Here is a 14,107-nt window from a genome sequence, read left to right on the forward strand (position 1 = left end):
CCATGAAAAAACTCGTCATATTGCTTTCCTTGAGTTTTCTGCTTCCGATCCTCAGCCCGGCCGTCTCCCAGGCGGCCGAGACCTACAGTGACCTCGCCGTCGGCGATCCGCTCGGCGGCAATTATCGCCGGGCCAAGCGTCGGCCGGCGAAGCCGGCGACTCCCGCCGCCAGCACCGATGCCGCCGCGCCAGCCGCCGAAAAGGCGCCCGAGAAGCCCGCCACCGACCCAGCGGTCGATCAAGCGGTCGACAAGGCTAAAGAGCAGGTGAAGTAAGCGACGCTGAAAAAATCGTTTGCGATCTTACCCCCCTTTGAAAAAGGGGGGCTGGGGGGATTTGAAAGCCGCTGCAAAGCAGCGGGGTTGGATTTCTAAGCTTTTTTCTTCCAGCAACCGCTTTAAATCCCCCTTAATCCCCCTTTTTCAAAGGGGGAAATCATTTTAGTCGGGCGAGACGACCAAGTCGCGGGGGCCTTCGATGTACTCGCGGTCGACGAGATTGCGGAGATGGACGCCGAAGCCGTAGGGCGACTGGGGCTCGACCTTGTTCCATTCGTCCATCACGCCGTTCTCGACCATGAAGGCGATCTCCTCGAGAAAGGCCCGCATCTCGCTGCGCAGCCGCTCCATCGGCTCGGCGTAAGAGTTGCTCTGGCTGTCGAGGTAATGCTGGAATTCGTGGACGACGATGGCGGTCAAAGAGGCGGCATCGCCGACTTTTTGGTCCACCGGCAGCCCTGGATTCTGCCGCTGGATCACGATCAGCGGCACGCCATCGGCGGTCTTGGTGCCGGCGGCGTAGAAGGCCATCGGCACCGGCTTGCCCCGGTTTTCGTTGTTCCGCAGCGAATCGTAAATCTCCTGAGCTTCCTCGCGGCTCACCACTTTCAGCTCGATCTCGCCTTCCAGAATCTTTTCCCGCGCCAATTTCGAGATCCGGGTGCCTCGGAAGTTGAGCAGCTTCAAGATCTCACTGACGCCGTACTCGCCATCGCTCGATTGCCGCAAAACCTGATAGGCGTACTGGTGGAATTGCCGCATCCGCAGCTGCTGCTCCGAAGGCTTCATGACATTGGAAACCTTGTCGTAAAAATTGGCGAACTTCTCGGCCAAAATCGGGTCATGGACGTAGCCGGTGTAGACCGATCCGTTGATGTGATTTCCGGCCAAGCTGAAATCGGGCTGGCCGGCCGAGAGCTTGAGAATCCCGAGGAGGTCGCCCCACTTGAAAGAATCGCCGCCGGCGATCTCGGCCAGCTTGGGGCTCAGATTGCCGGTCGCCAGGATCTTGAACAGGCGATCGAATTGGAGCAAGGGGGTGCCGCTCTGCGCGGCCTTCTGAATCGCGTCTTCCAAACCGCGGACCCGGTCGCTGGTCGGCGTGCCGGCGGTCTTGAGGTATTTGCTCAGGGCCGCCAGCGCCAAGCTCGGAGTCACCCGCTTGCGCTCCTCGCCCTTGAGCAGGATGTAGTTGTGCTCCGACTCGAGGAATTTCTTGGCTTCACGGCCGTGCAGGAAAGTATCGAGATAACGGGTGACCGCGACCTTGCTCGGCGGCGAGAGCGGCAGAGCCTGAACTTCCGAGGCGTAAGTCCAGCGGGCCGGCGGCTGTTTTTGAATTTTTTTGCGATACCAGGCCGCGGCGTCGCGCCAGAGCTTGGCCAAGCGCCCGTCCTCGGGCTTGTCTTGAAAGGCATAGCGCTGGTCCCAGCCCCGCTCCTGCAGGAAAAGCTCGAGCTTATGGGTGTGGCGATCCCAGCCGGCCACTTTGATCAAGGCATCCCAATCCTCGCGCTCGCCCTCGCGGTAAACCCGCTCCAGGGCTTCCTGCATTAAGTGATCGTAGAGGCAGCCGCTGGCCCGGCGCAGCGGGTTCATCTTGAGAACATTGCTCCAGTAAGTCGTGGCGTAGTCGAGGATCTGAATCCGCGCGGTCATCTCCTGCCGGTCATTGAAGACGTCCTTGATCCGGCTGTTGCTCAGCCTCGTGAAGAAATCGACTTTGTCGAGCCCGGGGCTGTTTTGGATGTTCCGGACGATTCGAGACACGATCTCGGAGTAATTGCTTTTGAGCTCGGCCGAGGCCTCCGGCGGCGGCGGAAAATTCCGGCTGAAGGTGCCCTCCATCGCGTCTCGATCGAAAGTCGCCGAGTAGCGCGGTTGATCGGCGGTCATGTAGACGGCTTCGGATCCCTTGGTCGCCGGCTTCTCGGCGCTGGCCCAAGCTCGCGCTCCGGCGAAAGCCGGGGCCGGCCTGAAGGTCGAGAGAAACTTGGGCGAAAGCGGCGGCGACGACTGATGGGCCCGCCATTGGCTCGCCCGCAGGGCCTCGTTCCAGGCTCGGCCCATGAGCCGGTGGCTGAGATCGCCGCCGGCCTTGAGCTGGAGCAAGAAAACCAAGGATTCGGTGAGGGCCGTCTCGGTGTCGCTCGGCGGGCGGAAGCCCAGCGCCGCTTCGGTTTGGCGGCCGGCGTAAAGGCCGGCGAAGGCGCTGACTTCGGGCAGCAGCCGCGAAGCGACCTTGCCGCCTTGCCACTGGGCGCCTTTCCGGCCCAAGGCCCCGAAGCCCTTCAAGTAAAGCAAGCTCAAGCCCAGAGCCGCGCCCTCATGAAGCAAGGTCCCGGCCTGCCAATCTTGGCGGTGGCCCATCGCTTGGTTCAAGCCCTTGCTGGCCAGCAGGAAGGTCGGGACCTCTCCGCCAAAGCCCAGCGCCGAAGCCAGAAACTTGGCGCCGTGCCCGCGGGTCCAAAGGCCGGCCTCGGCGTTCAAGAGCCGGGAAAGCCCGGCCAGGCGGAGCCCGGTGAAAACCGTGGTGCCGGCCATCATTCCGCCGAGCACGGCCGGATCGAAAGCTTGTTGGTTGAAAGTCCGGATCATCCGCTCGGCCCGCAAGCCGAATTCGCCTTCGCCGCGCAGGGCCGCCAAGCGTCGCTTGGCTTTGGCAGCGGCGGGATGGTCTTGGAGCAGCGAGTAAATGGCGGCCGCCCGGTCCTCGTGGCCGGCCCGTTCTTGACGGCCGGCGAATTGGGTCCAGGCGGCGACGAAGATTTCCTCGTCGGCTTCTTTCAAAAGAGAAAGCGCTTCGGCCGAAGGGAAGCCAAGCTCCGACCGAGCGTTTTGACACCAAGTCGCAAAGCGGCCTTGGAGGTCGGAGAAGGACTCCTCACCCTCGGGCTTCGGTCTTTGGAATTTCAGCTCGGGCGCAGGCGGACGCGCCGAGCCGGTCGCGACCGGCATGGCTATGCCCCCTCTTCGTCAATGGTGCGGCCTTTATCTCGGCCGAAATGTACACAAGTTGCTGGTCTTATTGAAATTTTTAAGGCTTTAAATTCATCAGCTTTTCCAGGATCGGGCTCGGATCCGGAATGGTCATCGGTCCGGTCGGCCCCAAAATCGCCGCCGGCCTGAAGTTTTCCTCGGCCTTGGCCTTCGAGGTGACCTTTTCGCCCAAGATCTGGACCAGGACCGTGATGTTGTCCCGCTTGAAGGAGCCTCGATAGCCCTTGGCCTTATCCGTTGCCTGGTCCACCCTCGGATCCAGGATCAAGCCCTTTCCGGTCAGGATCATGCCCTCATAGCGCCATTGGCCGGCCGGCGGCGGGCTGCCCCAAACTTCCTGGTAAGCCTGGACATAGTCGCCGTGAGTGATGGCTTGGCCGCAGCGATTTTCGCGGGCGAAGCGATCGAAGATCGACATCCGAATCAGGGCCTCGTTCATCAAGACCATCTGCATTTGGCCGGAAGTCTTGGCGCCGCTGGCTTTCAGCAAATCGGCCATCTCGCCCTTGCCAATGAAGTTCTCAAAGAGCCCATCGCTGCCGAGGACGGCGATTTGGCCCTTCTGGGCCTTGTGGGTCGAGGTGTCGACCCGGAGCGCGGGCTGGTCTTTTTGGCGGCTGCCGAGGGCTTGGTCGACGGCATTGCGGTAAGGATTGACCCGCATGAACAAAGTCAGGCCCCGCGGCAAAACCCGATTGGTCAGGAATTCCCGGGTGGTGTAGGCGGCGGGGTCAACGTTGAAGCCTGCATCCATCAGGAAGCCTTCGGAGTCGCCGACGTGGGCGAATTTGACGTCGTAATCGCCCTTGCCCTTGTCGTGAACCTCCATGCCCAGCACGACCGCGCCGGGCGCCTTGTCGAGCCCCAGCCTTCCGGCGATCTCCCGGTGAGTGGGATGCTCCATCCATTGGCGATCCGCCATTTGAATGGCGTCTTCCAGTTTCATTTGGGGATGACGGCTGGCGTTTTCGAGGACGTAGCGGATGAAAACTCCGGCGAGCTCGCCCTTGCCCTCGCCCTGGCCGCCCATGCCGTCGATGACGTAGGAGCGGGTGACATGGCTTCCGTCCGGCAGATCAAAGGAGCCGATCGAATAGCGATCCTCGTTGTTGCCCTTTTCCTTGGCGCCGATGCCGGGATGTCGACTGGCGGCGATGCCGCCCCAGTTGACCGATTCGACAGTGTGCTGGGCCCCTTGGGCCGCATGAAGATAGGCCTCGGGCACTTCGATCCGTGTCGGGACCGGACCTGGATCCTTGGCGGGGGTCTCGGATTTTCCGCCCGGGATGTATTTCAAGGTCTTGCGCTGGTCCGGCGGAAGGGTCTTGGTCCCCGCAGGATTGGGATAGTCGTATTCGGTGCCTTCGAAGACGCGGTCGCTGAGCTCGGTGTAAACGTAGTCCCAAGCCTTCCGCTCGGCCGAGTTCTCCGGCAGCTTGTTGATATGGGCGCGCAGCTCGGGGCCGGCCGCGACGTAGGCCAGCTGGACGTCGGCCAACCATTCCTCGAAGCTCTGCTCCTGCATCCGCAGGCGCTCGGCCTTGCCGCCGCCCCATTCCAGGGCGAAGAGAGCCTTGCCCTTGACGATCACCCGGTGGGCCTGGGCGACGTCGTGGCGAACCGCCCAAGGAATCTGGGAGTCGCCTTCGGAATTCAGCCGATAGCGGGCCGCGTTGCCGTGGCCGGTTTCATGGAGGAAAATCGCGGCCATATTTCGCTTCGAGCCCGCAAAGGCGCCCGAATAGAGATAGAGCGAGCCGGTGGCGGCGTCGTAGGCGCTGAAATGAGCGTCGTCCTGCCGCGGCGACTTGAGGAAGATCCGCTTGATCCGGCCGGCGCCGAAGTAGGAGGCCGGGAGAAAATCGAAGAGCTCTTGGAGCTGGGCGATCTGGCCGCCGTTCTTGGCGACGAATTCGCGCAGCGCCGCGCCCTGGAGCGGCCCTTGGGTCGGATCGGCGCCCTCGTAGAGGAGCACGCCGAGCTCCTTGGCCCGGGCTTCCAAGGCTTTCCAAGCCTTGAGGCCTTGGACCGAGGGAATGCGGACGAAGCCGCGCTTTTCTTTCCAGGCCAGGTAGGCCTTGACCTCGGTCGGCGTGGCCGGCCGGATCACCACCGAGTCGGAACCGCTGGGCGGATCGGCCAGCATCATTTGGCCGTTGGGCCATCTTTGGACCCGGGCGCCGCGCTCGAACTTCGCTTCGAGCTCCCGGGTCAAGCCCGGCACCAGCTTGGACAGCGGAGGCCTGGGATGGGCCAGGGAGTGCAGCTCCTTGCCGAGCGGGCTATGGGTCGGGATCTCTTCGACGTAATGGAAGCCCAAGGGATCGCCGGCGTCCGGGACACCGGTTTTTCTCGCCGCCGCAGTCTCACCGCGGCGCTCGGGAACCTTGTTCTCGCCCGATCCACCGGTCGAGCCTTCCGTTTCCAGATTGGCCTTGTAAACCTGCCGGGCTTCGAACAGCGAGGAGAGATAGGAGCCGAGCTCGGGCCGCATGTGCTGGATGTAGGGTCCGAAATTTTGGAGGATGCGCCAAAGCAGGGTCTCATTGGCCGGATCCAAGCGGAAAGATTTGAATCCACCGATCTTGCCGATCTGGGTCGTCTCGGCTCGAATTTTCTCGACCACCGTCAGGACGTTTTGGGAATTGATTTCGCTCACCTGGAGCCGTTCCTGCTCGGTGGCGGAGAGCGAGAGCCTTTCCGGCGGCGGAGTCACCGGCAGGGGAGCGCCAAAGGGCACGCCCAATCGGTCGCGTCCATGGAACTGAAGATATTCTTCGAGCCCCTCCACCCGGGTGCCCGAGCGGCGCTCCCATTCGCGAAGGGCGGTGATCAGGCGGCCAACCAACATCTCGTGGTTGGCATGGCCATTGACCGGCTGCTTCAACAGGTGATCCATCCCATTGATCAAGGTCTGGGCGTATTCGGGGCCGGTGGGATCCTTGAGCTTCTCGACGTTGAGGACGCCAAAGCTTCGGAGGCTCTCCAAGGTAACCGGGTCGAAGCTCCGGACGTCGAAGCTGGGCTGGTCGGAGGCGCCTTGAATGTCTTTTTTGGCGTCGGGCAGGGGCGGCGGACCCTTGCGCTTGAGACCGGCTTCTTCCAATCGCCTGGAGAAATCCCGGATCTCGTTCAAGGTATGGCGGATATCGTCGGCTTTTTTCTGATAGGCGTCGAATTTGGGCTCGCCGGCGCGGCGATCGGCGATCGGCACTCCAGCTCGCAATACCTCGCCCAGGCTTCGAAGATCGGTGCCCCAATGTTGCAGCTCTTGCAGAGCCTCGAAGGCGACCTTGGCTTCGGTGGCCAAGGCCCCGCCGGCATCCCGGGCTTTGTTCAGGGCATTGGCGAATTCTTGGTTGTCTTTCCAGATGGCCACTTCTTCCAGGAGCTTGAACTCCTGGATCTTGACCGGAGTGTCCTGAAGATAGGCGCAGAGAGTGGCCAGGGTTTCACCGGCTCGGGCCTTCTGGACCGGATCGGTCTCGGTCTCGTAGCGGCGAACCGCTTCTTCGAAATTGGTTCCGAAGCGCAGCTTGCCCTGGGCGTCTTGGCCCGGGCCGACCAGCAGGAGCATGCGATAGGCATAGCTGTTTTCGACGGTGAGCCGGCCGCTGGGATCGTTGTGCCAGGCGGTCAATAGAGGCAAGGACTCGCCGGCGAATTGCTCGTAAAGCGCCCGGGCTTCGTCCGGCGTGAAAATTTTCAGCTGCCGGGACTCGAAGACGACCTTCACTTGAGCCTGACCGGCGGAGTTCCGCAGCATCCAGGAGCCGTCCTTGGGATCCTGATGGAGCGAAGCGCCGTATTGGGTCTGCAACCGAGCTTTGAGGTCGGCCTGGCGCTGCTCTCCGCGGACCGTCACCCTCAAGGTCAAGGGAGCCGTGTCTTGGAGCTCGCCCTTTTCCTTGGCTTGGGCGAATTCGGCTTTGGTCAAGCGAAAGGGACTGACGACGACCGGAACATTGGAGCGGTCGGGGTTGAAGGAGGGGGCGTAGCTCGGGCTCCACTCGCCTTGCTCACCGGCCAGGACCTTGTCCGAAGTCTCGATCAGCATCGCCAAGTCGGTGCCTTTGCCATCGGCCCGATCGGCATGGCGCTGGTAAGCCTCCTCCATCAGCCGATCCTTGGGCAGCGGCGGCGGAGTCGGCGCTTGCATGACCTTGGCTTTGGACTGCTCGGGAGCCGGCGCCGGTTTCCAAGTGAACTCGATGCCGCCGATGCGGATCCGGTCGCCGGCGACCAGCTCCTGGGGACCGGCCTTGCCGTCGCGGCTCAGCTCGACCCAGCGGTTCTCCCGGCGGATTTCGACCGAGTTTCCGTGGAGCGGACGGACAAAGCTGCGGCCCTTGGCATCGCGGGTGATTTCGGCGTGCTCGGCGGCGATGGCCTTGTTGCCTTCGATGCGCAGCTCGGCTCCGGCTCCGCTGCCCAAGATCGCGACCTTGGATTCGGAGTTGATTTTCAAGACTCGGCCCTTGCCGAAATGCAACTCGGCCGTCACCGACGTTTGGACCGGCGATTTGGAATCGCTGATGCCGCTCAGATCGGCCTTGGCGCCGCCGGCGGCGCCGCGGCGCTCGGGCACGCCGTCTTTCTTGGGATCCTTCCTCGGGGGGGGCGGCGCGATCGGAAGGCGCATCTTCTTGGTGACGTCGCTGTCGCTCACCGGCTTGGGAGATCCCTCGAGCTGGCTGCGAGGGATGATCCGGGTTTTCGCATCGGATTCATCCACCTTCTCGTAAAAATCCATCAGCCGATCCATCTGCTCGATGTCCCGCTCGATGCCGAGCCTTTGCTCTTTCGGCAAATTGAGGGACAGAGCCGGATCGGCCGGCCGCGGCACGGCGCTCTTGCCCTGGCCATCCTCCAAGGCGGTCAAGTAAGCGGCGACGTCCCGGCAGTAGTCGTTCAGCTGCTTGAAGGTTTCGGCCGGGAGATTCTGATTCTTGTAGATCAACGAGTGCTGGATCTTGCCCCACTTGAAGATCGACTCGGTCTGGATCTGGATCTCGACCGGCTTGCCATTGTGCTCGACCACGATGTGCATGGCCCGATAGCCGGTGCTGCTGCCGACCAAAAGGCGGTCGGGATGGTCCTTGTCCTTGCGGAAGGTGACCTCCATGGTCTCCTTGCCGCCGACGTACTCCTGACCGATGATGTCCATCTCCTGATGGCCCTTTTCGGTGTAGACGTCGCGGACCTTGAGATTCTTTTCGATGTCGGCGGCGACCACCATCGCGTCGTTGGTGTTCTTCACCACGATCCGGGCGCCGGCGTAATCGGTCATCGGCTCCATCGCCAACCAACCCCGGCGGGCGATCTTCGGCGCCACGTCGGCCGGATCCTTGAGCCGGACGTGGGGATTGTCGATCAGCTTGCCTTGATGGTCGTTGAGCTGTTGGCTGAGGCGATGCTCGATCATCTCATCGGCATACAGCCCGTTCAGGTATTGATAAACCTCTTCCATGGCCTCGCGATGGCTTTCGACCATCGGCTCGGCGATCTTGACCTGGGCCGCCCGGTAGTCGGCCGGGTTGAGCTCGGCCTTGAGCGCTTGGCGGGCCGCCGGAGCGAAGGGCGTGGTGCCGCCGGCCAGGCCGACCAGCTCGGTTTCGATGCTGGAGCTGCCGTCGGAGTTGCGGGCGTCCCGCTCGAGCAATTGATCAAAGGCCTTGGTGCGCTTCACCAAGTTGAGAGCTTCGCGCTTCCATTCGGACGTGCCGTTCTCGAGCTGGGCCACCCGGCCGCGGAGGTAGAAGATCGCGTCTCGCTCCTCGAGCAGCTCGGTGCGGGCCTTGAGGTCCTTGGCCAGAGTTTCGGCCGAGCGGAAAACGTAGGGATCGCCGCCCAGGAGCACGACCTCGCCGTCTTGAATCTCGACCTTCTCGTCGGCCTTCAGGCGGCGGAAATCCTGGGTCTTGGGATCGAGGACCTCGACGATGGCCTCGCCCGGCCGCCCCTCGAAGATGGCGGTGGTTTTGCCGCCCTGCTGGCGAAATTCGAAGTTGACGCTGACATTGCCGGCGAGGGTCTCGTTGACCAGGCCTTGGCCCGGAATGGCCCGGACCTCCTTGCCCGACTTGCCGACCAAAAGCGAAGTGCCCGGCTTGACCTCGACTCCGTGATAGAGCGGAACCAGGCGATACTCGTTGCCCGGAGCCTTCTCGACTCGGTAGTGGCCGGCGAGCGCGCCGGCGGTGAGCTGGCGAGCGTCGGCCAAGGTCAGCTTGCCTTCGACGACGTTGACGAAGAGAGCTTGGCCCAGAACGGTGCGGGGGTCGCCATCCTTCTCCGGCTCGCCCTTGCCCATCTTCTCCAGGATCGGCCGCAAAGCGTCGAGGGTCTCCCGGAACTCTCTTTCCATCGCGGCGCAGAATTTGGCGTCGTTGAAACGCCCGTCCTTTTTGACCCGATCGTTCAGGGTATTGTAACCCTCGCGGAACATCGTTTCCTTGCCGGCGAATTCGGCCTCGGCGATGCGGGTGTAATCTTCGACCCATCGAGCGCCTTGCAAGGGCTGAATCGGCGGCAAGGCCTTCGGCGTCGGGGGCTTGTCGCTGATCGGCCGCCGGAGCGGAGGCGGCGGCGGCTTGCTCCCGGTCTTCGCCGGCGGCAGGGCCTTGCGGGCCGGCACGAAGGGGCTGTCCTCGCCACCGGCATCGGGCTGGACTTTGTCTTTTTTGCCTTTGCGCTTGGGTTTTTGGATCGGCGTCGGCGTCAAATCCCGGATCTGGTCATCGCTGATCGGCTCGACCTTTCCGCCCTCGGAGATGATGCCGAGCAGCGAATGGGCCGAACCCGGCTGCGAACCCATGGCGATCACTTGGCCGTCCTTGCCGAAGCGGAGCGGCACCGAGTACTTGTCGAGATAGGCATTGGCCTCGGCGAACATCTTGCCTTGAATCAGCTGGCGCAGCCAAAGGCCCGAGAAGCCGGGACGATTGAGTCCGGCGTCGGTCATCAAGGTGACCAGGAGCCGGCGGGAGCTGCCGTCGACGAAAATCGTCTGGTCCTTGACGGTGCCGTCCTTGGCCTTCACCAGCTGGGTTTCGATGAAGGACTTGCTCTCGGCGTCGAACTCTTCCAAGGGCTTGCCGTCGACCTTGAGCTTGCCGTCCTCGGCGACTTGGATCTTGAGCGCTTCGGCCTTGAAGCCCATCGCGTCGGCGTGGCCCCGGGCCAAAAGCAGCGATTCCCGGTAGGCGACCTCGCCGTGCTGGCGCATCGAGGTTTCGTGCATCTTGCCGCCAACCAACCGATCGGCGGCTCCATGAGCGAGCGCGAATTGAGTATAGCCCAAAACCTCGTGGACCAAGCCCTCCTTCCAGCCGCCGATGGGCTTGGGCGTCAGATTCAACCCTTGATTGATATGGCTGGTCGCGATCATTCCGGCGAGGCCGGCGCTGTGGCCGAAGCCCCAGACCAGCCTTTGACCGCCCTTGCTGAGCTGGGTGCCATTGGCCTCGAGCAACTTGAGGCTCTTGGCGGCCTTGGGGCCAAGGGTCTGGCCAACCTTGCCGAAGCCTTTGAGGCCGCCGATCATGATCAGGGTCGCGCCGTAGCTCTTGGCCAGATGCTCGGCGGTGAAGACCTTGGAAGGATCGCTGAGGGCCGCTTCCTTGAGAGTGTTCAAGCCCCACAGAGTGGTGACTTCGGCGCCGAGGCCGAGGCCGCCGGCGATGACGATGGCCTTGTAGCCGCTGACGCCGGCCTGCTCGAATTTCCGCAGCATCTGCAGCTTGACCAAGTTGCCGAGACCGGCGGCGACGAACATGAAGCCGATGTCGACGAAGACGTTCTTGCTGTTGGCGGCGCCGAAGACTTGGCCGGAAATTTTTTCAAAAGAGCGGCCGAAGCTGGCATTGCCCTGCAGGGCATCGAGGCCTTTCTTGGCCCGCTCCTTCATGAAATCGTCGTCCGACGCCTCGTGAATCAGGCCGTAAAGCGCCAAGGCTCCGTTCAGGGCCTTGTTTTCTTTCTCCAAGCTCCAGGCCTTTTGCAGGATGCGTTGGGAGCGCTCCATGATCGGCGGAACCTTGTGGACCAAGTCGATGATGTCGCCGGCCGCGCTCTGATCGCCGGTCAGCGCGGCCGGGCTGAGCAGGAACTTGGCCCGCTCCCGCAAATTCTCGGCGCCATCGGTCGAGATCTGGCTGAGGGCGTCCTTCAGCGTGAAGGCCTCGCCGGTCTCGATCTTCAAGCGGACCGCGTCGGTCAGCTCTTTCTCCAGCTTGAACTTGGCGGTGACATCGCTGCTCGACATCCCGATCCCCGAGTACCAACCCTTGCTCTCGCTGAGCTCGGCCTGCTCCAGGTCCTGGTTGTAGACTTCCCAGACTTGGAGGGCCGCCTCGTTGTAAAGGCGGAGCTTGCCCTTCTCGAGGGTGGCTAGAACCCGGCTGGCTTCCGGCATCTTCTCGACCGGCTTGAGCTTTTCGACCGCCGCGTCGAGCTTGCCCTCGGCGATGAGTTGGTAGGACTCGTAGATCACCGCCATCTTTTGGACTTCGGGATCGGAGTCGGCCTGGGCGAAGCGGGCCAAGACGCCGAAGGTCTCGCTGGCCAGGCCGTTCATCCCGGCCCGGACCGTCTCGACGTCCTTGGGATCGGCATAGCTCTGCTCGGCGAGCTTGAGGTAGTTTTCGGCCAAACCTTCGACCGCCGCGAGGACCTCGCGCTTGGTGATGCCGCCGGCCTGCTCCGGCTCCTTCAAGCCGGCGAGCTTGGCCACGGCCTTGGCCTTGTCGCCGTTGTTGGCATGAAGGCCTTCGAGGGCCTTTTCGATATCCTTGATCTTGGCTTTCTCGGTCTCGGGCTTGAGCGTCAGGCTCATTGCGTAATCGGCGCCGGCGGCGGCCGACAGCTCTTTGTAGCGCTTCGGATCCTTGGCCTCGTCGACGGTCTGCAAGATTTCTTTGCTGGCCTCGTAGCGCAGCATCAGGACTTGGGCGTCCTTGGGATTCTTCTCGAGAACGGCGGTGTAAGCGGCCCGCGACTTCTCGAAGTCGCCGGCGCCGAAATGGGCGGCGCCGGCCTTGGTCTTGAGAGCAAAATCCTTGGAGCCGCCGTCGGCGAAAGCCTCTTCGAAAGCGGTGGCCGCGGCCGGATAATCGCGAAGCTGGAGCAGGGTTTCGCCGAGCTCGGATTTCCGGGCCGGGTTCTCCGGATCGTAGTAGCTGGCCAAGCGCTGGTGCCGGGCGATTTCCTTCCCATCGACCGGCTCTTGCTTCTTCATCTCGGCGACATCGTAATCGTGCCAAGCCAGCATCTTGCCGGCGAAGTCGAGCTTGCGGAAAGCCTCGTTGTCGTAGGGCAGCTTGGCGCCGGGGACGTCCCAGGGCAGGGTCGGGAATTTGAGGGCTTGAAGGGCCTTGCGAACCCGCGGATCGTTCCAGTTTTGTCCGAGGTAGGACAGGACTTCCTTGGCGCTGACCTTGTGGTCATTGCTCACGGCGCTTTCCATCAGCGAGGAAGGAATGCCTTGGTCGCGAAGCGCCTTGTAGAGCCGGGCCGCGACCGGGTTGTTCTTGTCGGTGAAAAGGATCTCGAAGGGCTTGGCCGACTCCTCGGCCGCCAGCTTCTTCTGGATGAAGGCGGTGTTGGCGGCCGAATCGCCGCGGGCCTGAGCAGCCTTGGCGGCCTCGCCGTAGACCAGGGCGGCGGTATCGTAGCGCTTGGCCTGGATCAGCTGATCGGCGGCAAAGCTATAGGCGTCGGGCGCCGGCGCGTAGAGCCGGGCGTCCTGCTTTTGCAAGCCGGCGACATTCTCGAGGATGTAACGCAATTCGGTTTCGTTCTGGATGGCGACGCCGATGTGGAAGCCGGCCGAGCTCAGCTTGCCCTCGCGGACCAAATAGATCGCGAGCCGCCGGCGGGCCAACGGATTCTCATTGTCGAGCTCGGCGGCGGCCCTAAACAAGAGCCGGGCTTCGGCGAGCTTGGGCTTGGCGGCATCGTCGGACAGGGCCTTGGCCTGCTCCTCCAAATCCAAACCCTTGAGCAACGCGGCTTGGGCGACAACCTTGGGCAAGCCTCGATCTTGCCAGAGCGGCGCCAAGCCCGCCTTGGCCGACGCTTCGCCGACACCGCCCCACTCTTTCAAAATGGCGACCTGGTCATTGAAGGGCAAAAGCGAAAGCTCGGAGAGCCGGAAAGCCCAGCGGACGAACTTCGCGGCCTGCTGATCCGACTTGAGAAAAGCGTTGACCTGGTCTTTGCGATCCTTTTCGGGAAGCTTGGAAAAGGCCTCCCATTTTTCCAGGAACAGCGGGTCTTTGTTCGAAACGCCGGTTTGCTCGGCGATCAAAAATTGAGCAGCCAGGAAGTCGAGTGACTTCGTTTTGGCCGCCGAATCCTCGCCCATCAGGCGGCGTTTGGCGGCGGCGATGAAATCGGCCTTAATCTTGCCGTCGGTGCCGACCATGGCGGTCAGGTCCAGGCCCAGGTTCTTAAAATGCTCGGTGATCTTGGGATAATACTTGGTGATCTTGTTGAAAGCGGCCGCGATGACCTCACGGCCTTGAATTTTATTGTCTTTTTCGGCATTGGCCTTGGTCCCGGCCGTCCCCGGCCCGCCCGCCATCTCCTCGGAGTGAGCCCCGTCCAGCGAGGCGTCGGAAAAGCCCGGCTCCTGGCTCAACAAATCGAAGAAAAAATTGGCGTTGGTCTCGGATTGGACGAAGGCTTTTTCCATGCTGGTGTACCCCGACCCCATTCCCATCCCAAGAATGAGGAAAAATTGCACAAATCGGAGGGCACAGACCCCAGCCTGGGCCCCCTAATTAGCCGTTGGTGAAATGGAGCAAGTTCCATGCCGCCTGGGACGG

Annotated in this window: 3 protein-coding genes; 1 reads left to right on the top strand and 2 read right to left on the bottom strand. The window is 62.5% G+C overall.

The genetic code is table 11. From position 1 onward, the window contains the following. Positions 1–2: 2 nt before the first annotated feature. The gene (locus VJR29_05205) at positions 3–275 is read left to right on the top strand and encodes a hypothetical protein (GenBank protein ID HKY62800.1); all 273 of its coding nucleotides are present in this window, start codon (positions 3–5) and stop codon (positions 273–275) included. Positions 276–440: 165 nt separating this feature from the next. On the opposite strand, the gene VJR29_05210 is transcribed toward VJR29_05205, so the two are convergent. Beyond that, positions 441–3,236, bottom strand: a complete 2,796-nt coding sequence (locus tag VJR29_05210) for a hypothetical protein (protein HKY62801.1) — start codon at positions 3,234–3,236, stop codon at positions 441–443. 79 nt (positions 3,237–3,315) lie between these two features. Beyond that, positions 3,316–13,974 (bottom strand): hypothetical protein, encoded by a 10,659-nt coding sequence (locus VJR29_05215; GenBank protein HKY62802.1) that lies wholly within the window; start codon positions 13,972–13,974, stop codon positions 3,316–3,318. Positions 13,975–14,107 lie beyond the last annotated feature (133 nt).

The sequence above is a fragment of the bacterium genome, from assembly GCA_035281585.1.
Classification (GTDB): domain Bacteria; phylum UBA10199; class UBA10199; order DSSB01; family DSSB01; genus DATEDP01.

Bases quoted from the DNA above. Each gene is read 5' to 3' on its own strand.
- VJR29_05205 (HKY62800.1), top strand. From the start codon at position 3: ATGAAAAAACTCGTCATATTGCTTTCCTTGAGTTTTCTGCTTCCGATC.
- VJR29_05210 (HKY62801.1), bottom strand. From the start codon at position 3,236: ATGCCGGTCGCGACCGGCTCGGCGCGTCCGCCTGCGCCCGAGCTGAAA.
- VJR29_05215 (HKY62802.1), bottom strand. From the start codon at position 13,974: ATGGAAAAAGCCTTCGTCCAATCCGAGACCAACGCCAATTTTTTCTTC.